Annotated in this window: 13 protein-coding genes; 4 read left to right on the forward strand and 9 right to left on the reverse strand. The window is 47.5% G+C overall.

Going from position 1 to position 20,138, the window contains the following annotated elements:
* Window positions 1–54: 54 nt before the first annotated feature.
* Genes P3C17_RS10800 through P3C17_RS10825 form a run of 6 tightly spaced genes read right to left on the reverse strand, consistent with a single transcriptional unit; the run spans window position 55 to window position 6,043 of the window.
* Window positions 55–1,320, reverse strand: a complete 1,266-nt coding sequence (locus tag P3C17_RS10800; protein WP_300929451.1) for a hypothetical protein — start codon at window positions 1,318–1,320, stop codon at window positions 55–57.
* A complete protein-coding gene (locus P3C17_RS10805) occupies window positions 1,307–2,599 on the reverse strand; it encodes an O-antigen ligase family protein (RefSeq protein WP_300929452.1) in 1,293 nt (430 codons plus the stop codon). Before P3C17_RS10805 ends, P3C17_RS10800 begins: the two co-directional genes overlap by 14 nt.
* Window positions 2,599–3,309 carry a hypothetical protein gene (locus P3C17_RS10810; RefSeq protein WP_300929453.1) on the reverse strand — a complete coding sequence of 237 codons (711 nt, stop codon included), beginning with the start codon at window positions 3,307–3,309 and terminating at the stop codon, window positions 2,599–2,601. The genes P3C17_RS10805 and P3C17_RS10810 overlap by 1 nt, the downstream gene beginning before the upstream one ends.
* Window positions 3,306–4,211, reverse strand: coding sequence for a glycosyltransferase (locus P3C17_RS10815; protein ID WP_300929454.1), 906 nt, complete (start codon window positions 4,209–4,211; stop codon window positions 3,306–3,308). The genes P3C17_RS10810 and P3C17_RS10815 overlap by 4 nt, the downstream gene beginning before the upstream one ends.
* A 30-nt stretch (window positions 4,212–4,241) precedes the next feature.
* On the reverse strand, window positions 4,242–4,967 hold the full coding sequence (locus P3C17_RS10820) for a WecB/TagA/CpsF family glycosyltransferase (RefSeq protein WP_300929455.1): 726 nt from the start codon (window positions 4,965–4,967) through the stop codon (window positions 4,242–4,244).
* A 32-nt stretch (window positions 4,968–4,999) separates the two neighbouring features.
* Window positions 5,000–6,043 carry a glycosyltransferase family 4 protein gene (locus tag P3C17_RS10825; RefSeq protein WP_300929456.1) on the reverse strand — a complete coding sequence of 348 codons (1,044 nt, stop codon included), beginning with the start codon at window positions 6,041–6,043 and terminating at the stop codon, window positions 5,000–5,002.
* Between the two features lie 305 nt (window positions 6,044–6,348).
* Between P3C17_RS10825 and wecA the strand changes: the two genes are divergently transcribed.
* Genes wecA through P3C17_RS10845 form a run of 4 tightly spaced genes read left to right on the forward strand, consistent with a single transcriptional unit; the run spans window position 6,349 to window position 10,930 of the window.
* A complete protein-coding gene (gene wecA / locus P3C17_RS10830) occupies window positions 6,349–7,416 on the forward strand; it encodes a UDP-N-acetylglucosamine--undecaprenyl-phosphate N-acetylglucosaminephosphotransferase (RefSeq protein ID WP_300929457.1) in 1,068 nt (355 codons plus the stop codon).
* Window positions 7,409–8,725, forward strand: a complete 1,317-nt coding sequence (locus P3C17_RS10835) for a flippase (RefSeq protein ID WP_300929458.1) — start codon at window positions 7,409–7,411, stop codon at window positions 8,723–8,725. Before wecA ends, P3C17_RS10835 begins: the two co-directional genes overlap by 8 nt.
* Entirely contained in the window at window positions 8,722–9,759 is a 1,038-nt protein-coding gene (locus tag P3C17_RS10840) for a nitroreductase family protein (RefSeq protein WP_300929459.1), read from the forward strand. The genes P3C17_RS10835 and P3C17_RS10840 overlap by 4 nt, the downstream gene beginning before the upstream one ends.
* Window positions 9,752–10,930, forward strand: coding sequence for a polysaccharide pyruvyl transferase family protein (locus tag P3C17_RS10845; protein ID WP_300929460.1), 1,179 nt, complete (start codon window positions 9,752–9,754; stop codon window positions 10,928–10,930). The genes P3C17_RS10840 and P3C17_RS10845 overlap by 8 nt, the downstream gene beginning before the upstream one ends.
* 66 nt (window positions 10,931–10,996) lie before the next feature.
* On the opposite strand, the gene recD is transcribed toward P3C17_RS10845, so the two are convergent.
* Genes recD through recC form a run of 3 tightly spaced genes read right to left on the reverse strand, consistent with a single transcriptional unit; the run spans window position 10,997 to window position 20,092 of the window.
* Window positions 10,997–12,922 (reverse strand): exodeoxyribonuclease V subunit alpha, encoded by a 1,926-nt coding sequence (gene recD / locus P3C17_RS10850; RefSeq protein WP_300929461.1) that lies wholly within the window; start codon window positions 12,920–12,922, stop codon window positions 10,997–10,999.
* Window positions 12,915–16,613: an exodeoxyribonuclease V subunit beta gene (recB, locus tag P3C17_RS10855; RefSeq protein ID WP_300929462.1), complete on the reverse strand. Its 3,699-nt coding sequence runs from the start codon at window positions 16,611–16,613 to the stop codon at window positions 12,915–12,917. Before recB ends, recD begins: the two co-directional genes overlap by 8 nt.
* On the reverse strand, window positions 16,610–20,092 hold the full coding sequence (gene recC / locus P3C17_RS10860; RefSeq protein WP_300929463.1) for an exodeoxyribonuclease V subunit gamma: 3,483 nt from the start codon (window positions 20,090–20,092) through the stop codon (window positions 16,610–16,612). The genes recB and recC overlap by 4 nt, the downstream gene beginning before the upstream one ends.
* Window positions 20,093–20,138: the final 46 nt, after the last annotated feature.

Raw genomic sequence — 20,138 nt, forward strand, 5'->3', positions numbered from 1 at the left:
CCGGCTCTATTTAAACTGAACTGAATTTAACCATAGCACAAGGGAAGCCATTGCCTAACCTGCCGTGCTTTTTGTCTGACGCTTTTGCTGCACTCTGATTTGCCACAAACAAGCTATTACCAGCATCGAAGTGATTAACAGGTTTCCAGCTAAAAATAACCAGGCCGTTAATTCCACTGTCAGCTTATAGTTAAACCAGCAATAAGCCAGCGCTGTAAACACCACAGCAAAAGTGACCAACATGGCTTTGTACTGATTGGCACCTAATGAAGTCAGCAGCACTTCAAAGTAAGTTTTCAATAAGGTGATCCACAAGGTCGCTAATACCAGATGCAGCATCAGCAGATGCTCTGGATCCAATGCCTCATTAAAGGAGATCTGATACATCCAGTCACCTATGGGCCACATCAGCAAATATGGCAAAGACAACAGAGGTAAGGTGAACAGGAGAATTTTACGGAAAAACTGCAGCTTAGTGCCAAGATCGGTCAGGCGGCTTAAACGACTTAAAAACACCTGCGAAAAAATCACCGGCAATAATGTGATTGGCATAAACAAGATAAAGAGTTTTCTGAACTGCCCCAATGCCAGCAAAGTACTAAACAAGGCCAGAAAGATAAAAGGAATATTGCTCATAATGATGGCGAATACATCATGCAATGCAAAATGCAGCCGATGCCGTATATCCTGCCAGCCAAAGTAAGTGCTGAAATTGCGCAGATAAGGGCCAACACCAGCTTTCAGTTCAGGCCAGAGCACATTCAGCCCCATAGCCACAGGCAACAAACTCGCGACCAGCACAGCTTCGAGCATCGCATCCAGTTCTGTAATCACTCCACCGAATAACAACCCCACCACCACCAGCAAACTTAAAGCGCCGACAAATTGAGATTTTACTTCGACAAAAAACTGCTGCCGGCCTTTGAGATAACAAAAGATGGCCTGGCTGACAGCCCAAACCAGGCCTATCAGTAAACTCAACAGGTACAGGTAATAAGGCACGCTGTCGTTGATCCAATAATCAATACCGACCACACCAAGACACAACAGCAAAAACACCAGAAAGCTCAGCACCAGACTGTTGAACAACAAACTGATGTGTTGCTGTTTGGCGGAATAGTGGATCAGGTAAAAACTGACACCAAAAGCTATGGTTGGGAAAAACAAGTTCGCCAGCATATAGACATAACTAAAGACACCAAAATCGGTCGCCAGCAGTTGTCGCGCAACCACCAGATTCAGTAACCAGCGGGAGCCAAAGTTCAGACCATGAGCCAGACTGTTATTCAGCAGCTTTTGCGCAAAATCACTGCGTAACATGCGCAAGCTCCGCCTTTTTGCATGTTGTGTCAGCAGAGCAATGGATCAACGCCGCTGCATTTATAAAACCCCAGACCGGCCATAACATACCAGAGCTAATGACATGACCTGCAATACAGGCCACCAACAGCAATAACAGATTTAACAACACTAAAGTTGCAGCTAAATCGCTGGAAAAAAGCCGGATTAACTTTAAATTCTGAGCAATAAAACCTGTAAAAATCCACAAAAAAAACATCAAACCAGCGACACCATAAAAGATAAATAAATCAAAAGGATCCGACTCAGCCCAGTACTTCCACAGATGTTCTGATACGCCAATAAGCCCAACCCCAAAAAACCTGTGGCCTTCGCTGTAATAAAAACTCACCACCTGCCAGATTTCTGCAGCATATTTGTCGCGGTTCGATAACAAGACACCAAGTAAACCTTGTTGCTGATAAATATGCTGTAATTTCTCAGCCAGCCCCAGATGAGTTAACAGTAAAGGCGCCTGCCACATCAGTAGGGCGGCCGTAACCATCAACAGCAGTAACATCAGTGCCAAACGCGACCAGTTCAGACGGATAAGCAGCGGCATCAGTGGGATCAATAACACCAAAATCACAGTGCCAAGCAAACCCGTTTTAGTCAGCATTAAACTGGCGCACCACACAGAGCTGACAGCTACCGCCAAAAAAATTAGCTTTTGCTGATGCCAGTAGTACTGCAATAACCAGGCGGATAACACCAATAGCACTACAGACAACTCATTCGCCGCATTAAAAAAACCTTTGCTACCCAAATCGATCTGAGTCAGATGTTCCTGCGGCATATAAGAGGTGTAGCCATAACCCAGAGCACCCAAAACAAAGTTAACTAATACAATCAGATAATTAACTACAAAAACCTGATGCATGGATTTCAACGCAAAGGCTTTGTCCAACTGGGCCAGACTGAGCAAATAATAAAAGGCGATAAAAGGGGAAATCAGTTTGAGCATCAAACCCATATCTGCAGCTAAAGAACCACCCAATTGCAGCCAGCTATAAAAAGGCCCTGGCATCAGCAGCACAAACAGGGCTGGAAACAGCAAAAAGGCCTTTGCAGTCCGCAGGCTTAAGCTGGTCAGCATAAGATTCAGGATCAGCAGCTTGTAGAGCGCAGACAAACCAAAACTACGGCCAAACTGATTCAGTAAAAAGCCATTAAAAGCATCGACTAATAAATAGCAACTGCACAATAACAGGATCAGTTTATCCAGCGGCAACACTTGCTGGAAACGGACAGATAGCCGCATTAAAGTCGCCATAACATCAACACAATAAAAGCGCAGCTAAAACCAAAAAAACCACCAAAACATAACATCAGCCATAAGGCTGGACTCTTACTCTGTTGTGGTGCTTCAGGGCTTTGTAACTGGTGCAATGCAAAAGGTTGAGCTGTTTTCGCATACGCCAGTTCATATTCTGTACGATCTTTCTGCTGTTGCATCAGATCCGTAACAGGCAGTTGTTGTAAGTTCGTCAGCTGTTGTTGTTTTTGCTGAATAAACTGCTGACGCCAACGCTGATCCCACAGCTTGATCACTAAAGCCAGTTCAGTTTCTGCATTGCTTGCTGAATTGCTGAGCCACTTTAAAGTCACCAGATTACCGCGTCTTTTGTGTTCCACACTCAACTGCTCCGCATTGGCAGAACGTGCCAGTGATTGAAAAAAATCAGGGTCTTTTAACCATAATAAGGCTCTGGATACTGCATCAGCGGAAGCACCTCCCACATTGGCCGGATTTTTGTCATTCGGATCATCACGTCGCGTTAAACGTTCGGTTTGCCAGTCGGTTAAAGTCACCACAGCAGTCGCTTGATAACGTAACGCAGTGCTGAGTTGCACTATATACAAAGCCGCCGCACCTAAGACTGCTGCGGCCAGCAACAGCAACCAGAAGCGTCTGAGTAATACAGCACTCAAACTAACAAAATTGGCATGAGCTAATAAATTCTGACTCATTTTCTCGAAAACAACCCTTTAATGCCTTTGCTCAACAACTGCTGACGGAATTTAATCGCCCATTGTAATTTTTGTTTCAGGTAATAACGGATCTTCGTTGACCACAATCCATAACGGCAGAAAAACAGCAAACGACCAAAAGACAGCTGTTGCTGCTCCATCACCAAACGATAAAATTGCTGGTTTTGTATATTCCGCTCATTCATCAACGGCAGATGTTTTTCAACAAAATAACTTTGTGCAGCCAAGCGTTTAGGTGAAGTGGTAATACGGCCCAGCTCATGCCCGACATGCACCACATAAGTAGCTTCGGCCAAACGTAGGGCTTTGCCGTATGCAGCGACTAAGCGGATCCACATATCATAATCCTGAAAAGCGGCAAGCCCAATATCAAAACCACCTTGCGCCAGCATGCGGCTGCGTTTTACCAGCACCTGATTGGATAAACAATGCACATCCAAAAGTTCGTTCAGACCTACAATGGCCGACTCAGGATAAAGTTGCTTGCGGATAGTGCCGTAATCCCAAAAATAACTGGAACAGACAAAAGCATACTGATCGTCGTAGGCCTGATACAAGGACGTCAGACGATGGGGTAAAAACTCGTCATCATCATCCAGACCAGTGACAAACTCACCTTTGGCTTCAGCTATCGCCAGATTACGGGCCGCACAAGCGCCCTGCCCTTTGTCCTGACGAAACAGACGCACTCTGGGCTCATCAGCATAAACACGGTTTAAAGTCTCCCAGGTACTGTCTGTGGAAGCATCATCCACCACCAGTAACTCCAGATTGGGGTAATCCTGCACCAGCACTGAAGCAATGGCACGTTGCACCATATCTACCCTGTTAAAAGTGGGCATATAGACGCTGATCAAAGGTAAAGCGGACTGTTGCTGCACTATGCTTCTCTCTGTTTCTAATGGTTTTTATCAGAGCTTATTGGTTAAATATAACCAGGCATAAGTCACCAGATTTGACTGACGACCAATACGGGACGGCTGAGATAACAGCCGGTAGGCCCACTCTAAATGTAACTTACACCATAAAGCCGGCGCTCGCTGCACATGGCCTGTGAACACATCATAAGTACCGCCAACGCCCATATAATAGGCATCAGGCAATTGCTGTTGGCATTTACCAATAAAAATCTCTTGCTTGGGCGACCCCATAGCTACAGTGACAATACGGGCACCACTTTGAGCTATACGGCGGATCAGTTCATTTTCATCTTTAAAATAACCGTCTTGCGAGTCCACCACATTGACGCCCATGGCCGTCAGTTTTTCAACTGTTTCCGCCATCACCTGTGGCTTGGCACCCACCAGAAACACCGGCGTTTTAGTCACAGCGGCTTTGGCCATTAACGCCTGCCACAATTCACAACCTGGAATACGTTCGACTTTACGGCCTAATTTACGCCGCATCACTTTCACTACACCCATACCATCGGCATAACGGATATCAGCCTTATTCAGAATGCCCATCAACTCAGGATTTTTACTGGCAGCGATCACCTTCTCCGGGTTCATTGCAATAGCAGAACCTGCAAAGACAGTTCCATCGTCCTGAATAACGTAATTGACCAGCTCAGCCATATCGCTGAATGCCATCACCCCTATGCCACCCACTGGGACTACTTCAGGTTGAATTGCCATGCTTGTATTTACCTTCACTATAGTTATTTGTTTTATAACTCCAGATCCCTGTAGATCTGGTGTATTTTTGCCGCCACATCATTGACCAGACAGTCTTTTGCGTGCTGATGAGCTGACTGCTGCAATGCGGTATAGTCTGAGTCTGACAAACTTAATAGCTGCTGAATTTTTTTCAGCAAGTTCTGTTGCAAAACTTGCTCATCTGCCTGATCTAACACCCAAAATGAGTCAGCACCCAACTGCTCTGCCGAACCATCAGTGAGGGTGGCAATCACCGGTGTATAACAGACCATGGCTTCCGTCATCACCAGGCCAAAAGATTCATTACGCGACAAGCTTAGAAAACATTTGCTGCGCTGATACAAAGCTTTTAATTGTTCTGCACTTTGACCCGCTGCCAGCTGCAAATTTGGGTAATCTTTTTTTAACTGCTCAAATTGCGCCTGATAACCCCCTGTGCCTACCACATAAATGGTTTTATCAGCCAATTGCGGTAACAAAGCAATTAACCTGTCCATGCCTTTGTTTTTATCCAAAGCTCCGACATACAGCAGATCGATGTCTTTTTCTGTTCTGCTGAGTTGTTGTGCATCTGCATAAATTTGCGCAATACCGGCAGATAATACTGCGGCTTTAGGGGCTGCCGTATAGCTTTTCGCCTGCAGTTTTTCACTGGTAAAAATCCACTGATCGACAAAACCACAGCACCAGCGGTATAAAAAACTAAAAGGCTGATAATGGTAAATATCACTGCCATGACAAGTGACGACTATTTTTACCGAAGGTTTGCGCAAATATTTGTAAGCCAGAGCCAGCCAGATGGTTGGGTAAAAAAAATGCACATGAATAATATCGAAGCTTTTAAAACTCAGAATATAAGACCAGAAAAACTGCACAAACAGCACCGGGTATTTCAACAACCTGTTCAGCAGGCTATCGTTATGCCAGCTCATATAAAAATAGGCCAATGTCTGACGCTGCTGTAGTGCCAGTACCTGATTTTTTACAAACTGGCCCTGAAAAGGTGCAGAGGGTTTAGGTCCCATATTGGTGATAATCAATACTGCTTTGGTCACAGCCGGTATCCTGCGTCAACAGCCCAACTCCTGATGGATAAAAACCATAAAGATCGGAGCTCTTCTAAAGAAATAGGGTTCGCCAACGTCTTGATTCACAGCGTAAAAATCTGTCAGGACGTTATAGGGTCACAGCAAGTGTGACAGAAATAGCAATTAGAGCATTATTTTCTGACAAAGTCGTTATTCCTTTCAATTTTATCTCCGGAGTGCCGTAGTCAGTCCCCTGTTCTTCACCTATAATCAGGCCAATTTAGTTTAAGTCAGTTCGCATTATTTCAGGCCAAAAAGCCGATGGAAACCACATGACAGAACATCTGCAACTGTTTGTTACCACCTTTGTTCTTACCTTAGCCGCCATTTTTATTCTGATCCCTTTGTCTGTCAAAGTGGGGCTGGTGGACAAGCCTGCAGGCCGTAAGCAGCACACAGGTTCTGTGCCATTAATAGGTGGCATCTCTATATTCACTGGCGTTGGACTGACTTTAGCCTGGTTTGGGTTGCCAGAAGATGTTCATTATTACTACCTGCTTTGTGGCGGCACTATTGTCATTTTGGGGGTGTTTGATGATTTTATGGACCTGAGCGTCAAATTACGGCTTTGTGTCCAGTTGCTGATTGGCTCAGCCATGGTGTATGGCCTGCAGCTGCATTTGGGTAATCTAGGTAATTTGTTTTCGCTGGGCGATGTCACTTTAGGTTACCTGGGTATTCCCATCACACTGATTGCCGTCATTGCCGCCATTAATGCCTTTAATATGATTGACGGCATCGACGGTCTGGCAGGCATGCTCAGTGGTGTTACTTTTGTCTCTGTCACTTTGATGATGGGGATGGGCGGCCAGCTGGAGCATGCGGTCTTGCCTATGGTGTTGGTCTTTGCGCTTATTCCTTATTTATTGTTTAACCTGGATGTGGTTGGCAAAGGCAAAGGTAAGATTTTTATGGGGGATGCCGGCAGTATGCTGATTGGTTTAACCGTGATTTGGTTACTAATCATCGGCACCCAAAGTGATACCGCCAGCTTTCGCCCTGTCACTGCCCTTTGGGTGATTGCGGTACCGCTGATGGATATGGTGGCTATTATGCTGCGCCGTATTCGTAAAGGTCAGTCGCCCTTTTTAGCCGACCGTGAGCATTTGCATCATATCTTCCTGCGTCTTGGCTTAAATTCCCGCCAGGCGTTAGTGGTGATCAGTAGTTTCTCCTGTATGCTGGCGACTTTGGGCATCATTGGCGAATACCTGATGGTGCCTGATTTAATTATGTTGCTGTTGTTCCTGATAGTATTCAGTGTTTATTCATACACTTTGCAGCATATTTGGCGCATTACCCGTGCTATTAAACGTTACAAAGCGAAACGACGTGGTTAAGTTTTTAGTTAAAGTTGCCAAAGCCAAAGCCGTTGCTCTGTTAGGTGAACGTTTAGTCAAGCTGGCTGCAGGTGCGTTAATCACTATTATTGTGGCGCGCATGCTGGGGCCGGAAGCCACAGGTTATTACGCTATCGTCATGACCTGGAGCGCATTTTTAGCGCCTTTAGCCAATTTAGGGTTAAACAATCTGGTGCAAAAGTCGGTGCAGTCTGCCACTGACCCACGCACAGGCCAGCAGATCTTATTTACTGCCACCTGGCTTCGATTAATAGCAGGATTTGTATTTGCTGCTTTGATGTTTGTCGGTTTTAGCTGGTATCTGCCAACAGAATTTGAACCTTATCAGTTGGGCGCTGCGGTGCTTTTTGTCGGTCAGCTGTTTAATGCTTTTATTTTATTTGAATACCACCAGAATTATTTAGGCCATTTCCGCACCCTCGCCTACAGCAAACTGGCGTTGGGGATTTTGGGTCTGGTCGCCAAGTTGGCAGTGCTTTGGTATGGCTTAGGTATTGGCGCTTTGTTCTGGATTGTAGGTCTGGAGTTTGCCGCTGTCGGCGTATTGCAGTATCAGATTTATAAAGGTCACAACAAAGACTCCGGCCGTTTAACACCGGCCTGGTTTAACTGGCAACATGGCAAGGAGTTATTGCGCCGCTCCAGCTGGTTATGGGTCTCTGGTATTTTATCTGTGGTCTATCTGCGGATTGATCTGATTATGATTGAACGCCTGATTGATATTGAAGCCGCTGGTGTTTACGCCGCTGTCAGCCGCATTTCAGAGCTGTGGTATGTCATACCAGCGACATTAGCAGTGCGTTATTATCCTGAGCTTCTGAAAAGCCATCAGGTCAGCTGGTCAGGTTATTTATTATTGCTGCGTAAATACACTGGTTACTTTTTTGCGATGGCATTGACCATAGCTGTGGTTGTATTTATTGTGGCACCGCCTTTGGTACCACTGATCTTTGGTGAAAAATTTCAGGCAGGTATTTCAGTACTGCAAATTCATATCTGGGCCGGTGTGTTTATTTTTATCCGTTACCTGATAGGACAACATTTAATCATTACCGGCCAGGAGCCTTTATCTCTGGCCAGTCATGGCGTAGGAGCTGTGTTAAACGTGCTGCTGAACTGGTGGTTGATCCCCATTATGGGCATTGATGGTGCAGCCTGGGCAACGCTGATTTCTTATGCCTACGCTTCATTTTTCTTTTTATTTTTTTCCGGCAGAACCCGTCGTCAGTTATGGCAACTGATCAAGGTAAAAAGGTCCGGTGTGGTGGTAGAGAAAGAGACGGTATGAAAAAACAACTCCAACAAATCAGGCAAAAGCTCGATAAGGTGCTATTACCTTACGCAGCCAAAAGCCGTCTGGCGGCAACGCTGTATTACGCATTTTTTAACCCGCATTTTCGCCGTGAGCAACATGCCACTGCGGCGGGTCGGCATCACTATCATCTGCATGAAGAAAGCAGCAGCATAGCGACAGTTATCTTACGCCGTAATATACACAGGCTGGAAAAAGGTTTAAGCATGGTGCCGCGCAAGTCTTTGTTTGCGCTGGATTATATTGACGAAACTTTAACTGCATTGCAAAACCTGTTGGCCGATCATCAGGCCTTGGATTTAGTACTGCTGAAATACTGTCACGATGTGATGGATAGCTACTTCTCTGTCACACAATGGCCAGAAGGTGCCAGTCAACCTGAGACTTTTGCCGCCTTAAAAGCCCAGATCACCCCACGTTTAGCACAAAGCCGTCCTTCTGCACCAGCACCTTACGAACAAAGACCCAGAGCTGACATCAGCTACGAGCAGTTTTTAATTTTGTGTCAGCAGCGCTGTTCAGTCCGTACTTTTTTACCTCAGAGCGTGCCTAAAGCTGCGCTGGAACAAGCGGTTGCCGCTGCAGCTCAGGCACCCAGTGCCTGTAACCGTCAGCCGTTTCGTTATATCGCCGCCACTGAAGGCGAGATGCTGAATAAGTTAGCCAACTTGCCTATGGGCACTGTGGGTTATGCCAATGGCATTCCTGCCCTGCTTGCTGTGGTCGGTGACTTAAGTGCTTATCCTTTTGAGCGTGACCGCCATGTGATTTATATCGACGCCAGCTTAGGTAATATGCAACTGATGCTGGCATTGGAGACTATGGGCCTGGCCTCGTGTTCCATCAACTGGCCTGATATAGAAAACTATGAAGCCAAAATTGGCCGCTTATTAAAATTACAACCTTTCGAACGAGTCGTGATGCTGATTGCTGTGGGTTACCCTGATCCGCAGGCGTTGATCCCTCACTCCGAGAAGAAAACCGCTACGGAGTTATTAACTTATGTCTGAATCAAAAGCCTTATTAGTCGAAATCAAAGGTGTGCAGTTCCGCAATAAAGGCGCTTACCTGATGTTGCTGGCCTGCCTGCAGGGTTTAAAAACCTTAAACAACACAGAGTTGGTATTATCGCCTGGTCCTAACCTGCCCTATCGTGAACGCGCCTTGTTAGGCGCATGGCAAAAGGTGTCATTCCGCCGTAAAGGTCTGGATTTAACCCCATGGTTTGGCAAGCTACCAGGTTCATTACGTAATCTGATGAAACGTTATGGCATGGTGACAGAACGTGATGTTGACGTGATTTTAGAAGCCAGCGGTTTTGCTTATGGCGACCAGTGGCCTTTGAAGTTTCTGCAAAACACAGCCCGTGAAGTCAAACGCTTTAAAGATGCAGGTAAACCTTTTGTCTTTATGCCACAGGCTTTTGGGCCTTTTAGCAGCGACGAAAGCAAAGCAGCGATGCGTGACATTATTCACAGCGCAGCACTGATTTATGTGCGCGACCCAGTGTCCTTCAGCCACCTGCAAAGCTGTGAAGCCAATCTGCCGGATACGGTTAAATTAACTCCTGACTTTACTGTAGGTTTAAAAGGTCACAGCACCACTGCTTTGCCTGAAATTGAAGGCAAATTTGCTGCTTTAATTCCTAACAGCAAAGTGGTGTCTAAGTTTAACCACGCCAATGCTGAAGCCGAACGCACTAACTATGTCGAAGCTTTTGCTGCTGCAGCCAATCAGTTGGTCGAGTTAGGTTATGCAGTAGTACTGGTGAATCACGAAGGCAAAGAAGATCAGCTGCTGTGTCAGGAAATAGCCCGCTTAGCGCCTTGTGAAATTATTCAGATTGAAGACCCATTGGCAGTCAAAGCTTTTATCGGCCAAAGCTCTGTCGCTATCAGCTCGCGTTTCCACGGTGCTATTAATGCGCTGAGTCAGGGCGTACCTTGTATTGCCACCAGTTGGAGCCACAAATACCACGCCATGATGTCTGATTTTGGTATGGCGGATTACTGCCTGGAAAAACTCTCAGCGGTCAGCCTGACACAAAAAGTCAGTCAGCTATTGGCCGAACAGGAAGAAATTGCTCCTCGTCTGGCCGACAACGCAGCCAAACTGAAGCAGAAAAACCAAACCATGTGGCAGGGTTTATACAAAACACTGGATAAATATTTAGGCCGTTAAACTGAATTCGGATCAGAGTAAAGTTAAAGCGAAAGGCTTGAATTTACTCTGATCCGGTTTTCGATATTAAAGCCGCACAGCACCATGACGCTGTACTTTCAGCTCCACAGCTTTGGCTAACAATTCCGCTTTGCCACAAATCAAACTAAAAAGTTTCGCCGCTCTGGTAATACCGGTGTAAATCAACTCACGACTTAACACCGGGCTGAAATTGTCTGGCAATACCAGCACCGCATGGCGGAACTCTGAGCCTTGAGATTTATGCACAGTAATGGCATAAGCGGTTTCGACTTGCTGTAACCGGCTTGGCAACACCCAGCGCACAGTTTTGCTGCTGTCTTCTGATGCAAAAGCCACAGCCAGCATCCATTTGCCCTGATAAGGCCGTAGCAAACAAATACCCACATCGCCATTCATCAGCCCCAGCGCATAATCGTTTTGTGTCACCATCACAGGCCGTCCGGCGTACCAGTGGCTGCTGTGCTGATTGCTTTGCTGTCTGCTCTGCTGAATAAGCCCGGCCTGATGCAGCATCTTCTCTACACTCAGATTGACCTGTTCTACGCCCATAGGCCCTTGCCGCACCGCACACAGCAACTGAAAAGCGGAAAAATCGGCCAGTACTTGTTGCGCCCAGAGATCGATAACCAGCTCTGACGCATCCAAAGCTGGGCCTTGAGCTACTGTGTTTAAATAAAAACTAAAACCAGCTGTTTCTTTTTGCTCTGCCTTTGCCTTGCCTGTTAACACAAACTGTTTTAACTGCTTAAAGTCTGTCGCTTCCAGATACTGTAGATCGGCATAATCAGCGCGGCAAATAGCGTCTACTTCAGCGCTATGACCTGCATTCACCGCATGGGCAAGTTTGGCGATGCCACTTTGTGGATCAAAACGATGGCTGACGCGAAGCATACCTATTTGCTGCTCCAGCGCTTTACCTGTATCGCTGATTAAATCTGTCGGAATAGCGGCAGCAGATAATTGATTGAGCCAGGCTGCGGTTTCCGCTAAATAATGCCCCTGCTCTGCCCACTGACACAGCTCTGCCATTAAAGCGCCGGCTTCCACTGAGGCCAACTGGTCTTTATCGCCTAATAAAATCAACCGGGCATGGGCTGGTAAGGCCGACAGCAAAGCGGCCATCAGCTCGACATCCAGCATGGAGGCTTCGTCCACCACTAATAGATCCAACGCCAAAGGCTCAAAAACATTTTGCTTAAACTGCCTGCTTTGCGCCCGGGCGCCCAAGAGTTTATGCAAGGTAGAAACATCTGTAGGCACCTGGCTTTTCATTTCTGCCGATGCAGGCAGTTTATCCAGCGTAGTGCGGATAGAACTTCGAAGCCGTACTGCCGCTTTGCCTGTAGGGGCAGCCAGTTGAATAGTTAAAGGCGTGGCACCTTGTTGCTGCTGTAATTGCTGTAATACCAACAGCAGTTTCACCACTGTGGTGGTTTTGCCTGTACCAGGCCCGCCAGTGATCACACTAAAACTGCTGCTGGCGGCTATAGCACAGGATAAACGTTGCCAGTCAGGTTCAGCACTTTTTGTTGCCGACACAGGAAACAGCGGGTCCAATAAGTTTTTCAGCAGCGCCGGATTGATAGCCTGGCGTAGCTGCTGGCTACGCTGGCTGCTGTGCTGCAAATAAAGCGCTATCTGCTGCTGATAACTAAAATAACGCCGCATATACAAAGCAGTATTGGCATACACAAAAGGCTGATTACGGTTTTCGCTTAATTCAAACAAATCAGGATAAAGCGCCATCAGCACCAGCCATTCTTGTTGTGAATGCTGCGACATAGATTTAAGTGGTAAACACAAATGGCCTTGCGCCAGCGCAAAGCTGCACTGACCAATCAACAGCGCCAATGCTGGCTCCAGCTGTTGCTGTTCACGGAAAAAAGTCACCAGCGCTTTATCCAAAGCCCGCCATTCTTTGCCCTGCATCTGCAATTCCAGTTGCTTCTCTGCCAATCCAATATCAGACATTTACCAGCTCCTTAGCAACGAGCTGACCTTGCAGCAGAGCGTCAAGCTTGTTCACCAACTCCAGCGGAATATCCACAGCAAGCACACCTTTGTTTGCAGCCTCACCCCCACGCAAAAACCAATACAAAGCGCCACCTAAATGTTCTTGTGGCTTATAGTCCGCCAGACGGCTTTGTAATAAGCGATGGATAGCCACTGCATACAAAGCGGCCTGCACATCATAGCGATGCGCCAGCATCTGTTGTATTAAGGCATGGCTGTCATACTGGCCATCGGCTATATAGTTAGATTTATAATCCAGCACCCAATAGCGGCCCTCCTGCTCTAAGGTTAAGTCGATAAAACCTTTTAGCATGCCTTGCAATTGGGTGGTCCGAAGTGCTGGTCGTGGCAATTCAGGCCACAGATACTGCTGCACCAGGCTATCAAGTTGCGTACTGCTGCAGTGTTGTACTGCTAACCAAAACTCCAGTTCAGCGCGATACGAACCGTCTTTAAGTGTGCTTAAGCTGGCATTGGTATTTCGCCAGAGTGGTGTTTGAATCAACTCCGTCAGCCAGTGTTGCAATGGCACTATCGCTGCGGATAAATTATCAGTTTCAGGATAAGGTGCTTGTTGCTCAGCCCAATAACGGATTTGCCATCTATGCTCTGGCAGTTGCTGCAACAGACCATATTTTTGCATTAAAGGGGTTAGGCCTTGTTGCCATAAATCCGGCTGCCGCGCTAACTCGTCAAAACCCTGGGCTGCGCCCCACTCCAATACATCATGCAAAAATGTACCGGCCTGACTGCCGCGCACAAAACCCTGAGCGATAGTCAAAGCTTCAGGCTCTTGAGGTTCACTATCATCCTGCAATTGCTCTGGTGCCAGTTCCTGAAATAACTCAGCCGCTTTACTGTCATGCTGATGTTGCTCCAGCAAAGCGCTGTAACTGGCTATCCACCACAGCTCTTTGACCGAACGATTCATTTGGGCATAAGGCAGTAGCTCACCGGCCTGATCCTGGAGCAGCACCACAGAGCGCTGTTCTGATAAGTTATCGGCCAGACGAATATGTGGCTGTGAAAGTAATGGTGATAACTGCTCTTGCAAAGCCACTGGCGATAGCAAAGCATCATCGGATAACAAGTAACCTATAGCGCTTTGCTCTTTCACAGGCATCAACCCCACCCAGCAATAATGCCGCGCCCTGGTTAAAGCCACATAGAGCTTTCGCATATCTTCGGCCAAACGCTCACGCTCGGCTTGTTGGGCTTGCTGCTCGTTGGCTTGTAACACGACGGTCAGTTCACCATCCTGATGGTAAGTCACAGGGCCTTTGTTGGCATCCACAGCTCGCGCTAAAGCGATAAAAGGTAAAAATACCAGTGGGTATTCCAGGCCTTTAGATTTATGAATGGTGACAATTTTAATCAGGGCTTCGTCGCTTTCTAACCGCAGTTTTTGCTGCTCAGCCGCTAAATCGCCTTGCCCAGCTAAATGCTCGGCCAAATAACGAATAAGTGCAGCCGGACCTTCCAGCTCCATGGAGCGTTGTTGCAACAGTTCAGCTAAATGCAGAATATCTGTTAACAGCCGCTCGCCTGATGGCTGTTGCTGTAAAAACTCAGCCACAGCAAAATCACGCATCAGCTGCCATAACATCACCAGCACACCTTGCTGTTGCCAAAGCGCCTGATAACTGGCAAAACGCGCCAGTTGCTGCTCCCATAACAGCTCATCCTGCAGCAGTTGCTCAAGCTCGGAATAATTTAACGACAAGCTCCAGCTCGATAAAGCCGAGCGCACTAAGGCTTCACGCTGCGGCTCAGCACAAGCGCGCAACCAGAGTAATAAATCCAAAGCCACCGGGCTTTCAAATACGGCGCCTTTGTCGGATAAATACACAGAGGCCAAATCCCGCTCTGCCAAGGCTTTTTTAATAGCATTGGCTTCCTGCTGATTATTGACTAAAACCGCTATATCGTTGGTTTTAAGCTTCTTGAATGTGTCATCCTGGACAAAGCCAGTGCTACCGCTTAAAAACACTGCTATTTGCTCAGCACAGGCCTGCGCCATCTCCGCTAAACAGGCAGCCTTACTAAACACTTTGCCATCGGGGGATTCTTTAATACAAAACTCCAGCGCTGTGGCCGGGTGTTGCTCCACCACAAAACGCTCTTTACGCCCTGCAGCTTCTACCGGATAAAAACTGAGTAAATCCGGCCGGCCCAACACAAAAGCCCCTAAAGCGCGCTGCTCGGCATAACTAAATAAGTGATTGACCGCGCTGACCATTTCGTTGGTTGAACGGAAGTTCTTCGGTAGTTGAAAGTGCCTTCCTGCTGTGGCTTGTTTGGCCGCTAAATAACTATAAATATCAGCACCACGAAAGGCATAAATGGCTTGTTTTGGGTCGCCTATCAATAAAATGCCGCAATCTGTTCTGTTTTCATTAAGCTGATAAATGGCATCAAAGAGCTGATATTGCACAGGATCGGTGTCCTGAAATTCATCTATCAGCGCCAGCGGAAATTTACGTCGTAAACGCTCGGCCAGTAAACCTCCCTCGTCTTTTTGCAGCGCTTGCTGCAAGCGGCTTAACAGTTCATCAAAACCCAGTTCAGAGCGTTCTAACTGCAGCTGATGGAAGCGCCGCGCAAACCAAAAAGCAGCATGCAGCACTAAATCCTGCTCTGGGTCCGGCAAAGCTGCCAGTTCGTCCGCCAGTTTTGCCATAGCTTCAAAAGCCGGATGATTGGGTGGCGTTTTATCTTTAAAAGCCTCACTCAAACCTTGTGGCGTTAAACGGCTTTGGCCTGTTTGTAAATCCGGATCAACCATGTCTGCATCCGTGATCCAGGCCACTAATTTAGCCAGCCAGCTGTCGAGATAACGCGCCTGCAATTTACGGCCATCCACTTCTTTGCGCTCTATAGCGCCGTGCAACAAAATACGGATTTCACTGATCCAGTTATTCCAGGGTGCTTTGAGCTCTGCCAGCTTTTGCTTACGCAACGCTTTCACTTCAGGCAATAACACAGCTGGTGTGGCAGGTTCTGTAAATAATGCGAGATGACTTATCAGCGGCAGAATTTTTTTACGCAAAGCTTCAGGGTTTTGCAGCTGTTGCCAGACGGTCGCTACATGTTCTTCCGGCAAGGGATAATAAAAATTGCGCCAGTAATCCCGGATCACATCCAGCTGCAACTGCTCGACGTCTGTCACCAGGTTTTGTTCAAACAAATAACCGCTGGACAGCGCAAATTCGGCCAGCACTTTATTACACCAACCATGAATAGTAGAAATGGCAGCTTCATCCAGATACTGCACCGCCAGCTCTAACTGATAGGCACAATGCGGCCACTGCTCTGGAGTAAATTCGCTGCGCAGGCTCTGTAAAAAAGCATCCGCCTGCCCAGCTTTTAAAGAGTCAGATTGCTCACGGAAATAACGGGCGGCGTCTGCTAAACGCTGGCCTATACGTTCAGTCAGCTCCTGGGTTGCAGCTTCGGTAAAAGTCACCACCAGAATATCGGGCGGCAATAAGGCTTTACTGGTGCCATGGCCCAACACCAAACGTAAATACAAAGCCGCTATGGTAAAGGTTTTTCCTGTGCCAGCGCTGGCTTCAATCAGCTGACTGCCGGATAAAGGGAAAGACAGTAAATCCAGATTGGTTATGGCAGGAGTTGTAGCTTCAGTCATGCCGACACCTCGCTGTAGTTAACGGCGAGTAATGGCCCGTATAAAGCCGTGGCATTTTTTTCTAACTGGCCCTCTTGCCAAAGCGCATCAAACTGCGCAAAAGCGCGCTGCAAATAAGGACTACGTTGTAAGGCTCCATTGTTGAAGTCGCCGCCTGTGTATAAACGCTCCAGCTTAGACAGCAGTTTGTCATCCAAAGCTGCGCCTTTTTCCAGCTGTTTCACCAATTCAACACCTACACTAAATTCCAGCGCTAAAGGCTCTGATAGCCCTTGCTGCATTAGCTGTAATATCTGACTCAGTTGTGCCTGTGCTTGTTGTTTTTCAATAGGTTGCAGCACCAACTGGCCCACTCTGGAAAGTACATAAAGCGTAAGCGGCAAACCGTTGGCACAGCATAAAAGTAATTTCAGATAAGGTGCGACCAGATGCCGCCAGACAATACTGCGGTCTTTAATCAAGGCTGTTGGCAATAGCTCGGCGTAAGCTAAACCTCCTTTGTCAGGAGGGCCTTGTCGGAAACCAGTGAGCTGTTCGGCAAGCTCACCCTGCTGACAAACAAAACGCAGCGGATAAAAACCAGCATCGGCTGTTGGGAAAGCGCTTAAAAAATCCTGATAGCCAGCTGCCAGTTCTTCCAGCCCTGCCACCAAATCCTGTTGCATTAACGCAGCACCAGAACCCACAGCCAAACGGCCTTGCAAACGGAATAACTCCAGCTGTTGCTCCGTCTGTTGTTGCCAGTTTTGTTGTCCGTTTTGGCTTTGTTCGACACTGCGCTTGAGCTCTGCAACTAACTGTTGCTGCATTTGCCAGCGTTCCAGCGGATCCAAAGCAAAGACTTCATCGTTAATGCTGGCCAGTTCAGGCAATTCCAGCCGTACTTTTAAACGTTCATTAAAAAAGAACCGCACCGGTTCACGCATAAAATCGCTGGCTTGTTTTAAAGTCCAGTGCAAATCGTTCAGGACTGGCAGCGCTTGTGTCTTCACAGCAGCCCAAGCTTTGTGATGCAAACTGGCCCACTCCTGTTGATAGCTAACAAGGCCTGATCCTGCTTCACGGTAACGGCGGCTAAAAGGCTGTAATGGATGCTCAAAAGTGATTTGCTCTAATAAATCAGTGCCATCTGCCCCATTAACTCCTGCAACCATAGCCCAGCCCGCAGACAAATGATCACGCAGCTGACTGACCAGCACAGAAGGTGCACGGGCGCTGTTATCAAAGACGCTAAAACCTACCCAACTGATATAAAACTGCTGGCGGGCCGACAATAAAGCTTCGAGCAATAAGTAACGGTCATCGTCACGGCGCGAGCGGTCGCCACTGCGATAATCCAGCGCCATTAAGTCGAAGTCCTGCCGTTGCTGCACCCGTGGATAAGCGCCATCGTTCATGCCAAGCAAACAAATCACCGCAAAAGGAATAGATCGCATTGGCAACAAAGTGGCGAAGTTAACACGGCCACTAAAAAACTTCTGCTGCAAGCCACCGGCCTGCATAGGTTCCAGCAAAGCCTGACGGGCAATTTGTAAACTTAATTCTTCTTCAAGTTCAGCGCCTGTGGTGTTGTCGAGCCAGCTTTGCAGTTGCTGTTGTAATTGCTGTACGAGCTGCTGACTTTCCAGCTCGTCGGGTGCAAAGAAGTCCTGCAACAGCTGAGTAAATAACAAATGCCAGTCGGCCGCGCTACGTTTTACCGCCAGTTGTTGCCATAGCTCGTCGATTTTTTGCAGTAAGACCAGCACAGGACCAAGTTCGGCTGCTTCTAAACCCGCTACATCGGCATAAGGCGCTATGCCTTGCCATGGCGCTGTATCGCCCGCCACATAACCCAATAGCATACGGCGAATGCCAAAAAGCCAGCTGTTTTGCTCAAAACCGTGCTGCAACCCCAGTTGCTGACGATGCTTTTGATCCAGCCCCCAGCGAATACCAGCCCCTTCAATCCACTGCTTAATCTTGGGTAAAGCGGCGGCTTTTAAGCCAAAACGTTGCTGCAAGGCGCTGATATCCAGCATATCGAATACAGTACTGGCGTTTAAACGTTGTTGCTCCGGGCTTAACAGCACTTCTAAAGCCTGCAATAACGGCTGCTGCTTTTTGCTGTTTTGATCGGAAATACTGTAAGGGATATAGCGCACATCGCCCATCGGCACTTTGCCAAATACGGCTTCAATGAGAGGCGCATACAAATTAATGTCCGGCACCATCACCATCACATCTTTAGCGCCAAGATCCGGGTATTCAGTAAAAAGCTGCAACAGGTGATCATGCAGAATTTCTACTTCCCGAAGTGGGCTATGCGCCTTTTGAAAGCAGATGCTGCGCGCCGCTTCAGCTGTTAAGGCTGGCCATTGGCTTTGGGTTTCAGTGATGGAGCGCAGCTGCAAAATATCGTCCTGCAACTGGCCTAATAAATGGTTGGTGTTGGGAGCTTCAAATAAATCGACTTTTTGATGGGCAAACAGCTCTTTATGAGCGGCAGTTTCGTCAAACTGGTCCAGCAAGCGAATATAATCCCGCCCCTGTTTACCCCAGGCCGCCAGCAAAGGCTGTGCCTGGCCTGATAATTGCTCAGCACTGGCAAAAGGTAAAAAACCGGCCTTAGTTGGCTGGCGTTTTTGCGCTGCTTTGACTTTGTCTTTTTCGGCAATAATATCGGCCCAATACAACTGACAAGGGTTTAATACCGCCAATAAAATCTGACAATAAGGCGCTAAGGCCGACAAGACTTCCAGCATTTGTTGTGGCAAAGACGAAATACCAAAAATAATCACCCGGCGTGGTAAATTTTTTGGCGCTTTTTTCCAGCTTTTCACTTGTTGTAAAAAAGCCTGATGCAAGGAAAACCGGCTTTGTTGCTGCTGCTCTGCGGGAAGCTCTGCCAAAATCGCCTGCCAAAGTTTGGCCTGCCACAGCTGATCATCCGGCATAGCTTTCGCATCGCCATCCATTTGTGCCAGCCGATACAGCCCTTTGGCCCAATCGGCCAGCCAATCGGCGCGATACACCTGATACTGGTCAAATAAATCCGCCAGTTTCAAAGCCAACTGAGAACGTTTTTGTTGGTCTTTATCCTCACTGATAAAACGGCGCAACAGCTCAAATTCATCCTCTGCGACTAACGCCGGCAATAACCGGAAAATACGCCAGCGCAAACTGTCTTTACTAAACACAGACAAATCAGGCAGTTGCTGCTCTGGCAGCGCCAGCTGATACATGCTCCAGATAAAACGGCCAGGTAGTTGCACCTGCATAGCAGCGGCTATACCTAAACCACGCGCAAAAGGATCGGCTTCATCAGGAGAAGCGGCAAAAGCCAGCTTCAGCCACTGCGCTATACCATTACTTTGCACCAGCACCTGTTCAAGCTCTAAGGGCGAGAGTGGATAACGCTGACAAAACTGCACCAGAAGCGAGCGCAGCTGCTCCAGCTGATTGGAATGGATCACTAAAAAACCAGGCTCAAGTGCCAATGCGACAGTACTCCGTTAATGTTTATTAGTTTGCTGTTTAAGCTAG

This window comes from Rheinheimera sp. 1928-s, from assembly GCF_029269265.1.
Classification (GTDB): Bacteria; Pseudomonadota; Gammaproteobacteria; order Enterobacterales; family Alteromonadaceae; genus Pararheinheimera.

Coding starts and splice junctions, on each gene's coding strand:
- wecA (WP_300929457.1), top strand. CDS start 6,349: ATGACAGAACATCTGCAACTGTTTGTTACCACCTTTGTTCTTACCTTA.
- P3C17_RS10820 (WP_300929455.1), bottom strand. CDS start 4,967: ATGGCAATTCAACCTGAAGTAGTCCCAGTGGGTGGCATAGGGGTGATG.
- recB (WP_300929462.1), bottom strand. CDS start 16,613: ATGACTGAAGCTACAACTCCTGCCATAACCAATCTGGATTTACTGTCT.
- P3C17_RS10800 (WP_300929451.1), bottom strand. CDS start 1,320: ATGTTACGCAGTGATTTTGCGCAAAAGCTGCTGAATAACAGTCTGGCT.
- P3C17_RS10805 (WP_300929452.1), bottom strand. CDS start 2,599: ATGCGGCTATCTGTCCGTTTCCAGCAAGTGTTGCCGCTGGATAAACTG.
- P3C17_RS10845 (WP_300929460.1), top strand. CDS start 9,752: ATGTCTGAATCAAAAGCCTTATTAGTCGAAATCAAAGGTGTGCAGTTC.
- recD (WP_300929461.1), bottom strand. CDS start 12,922: ATGTCTGATATTGGATTGGCAGAGAAGCAACTGGAATTGCAGATGCAG.
- P3C17_RS10810 (WP_300929453.1), bottom strand. CDS start 3,309: ATGAGTCAGAATTTATTAGCTCATGCCAATTTTGTTAGTTTGAGTGCT.
- P3C17_RS10840 (WP_300929459.1), top strand. CDS start 8,722: ATGAAAAAACAACTCCAACAAATCAGGCAAAAGCTCGATAAGGTGCTA.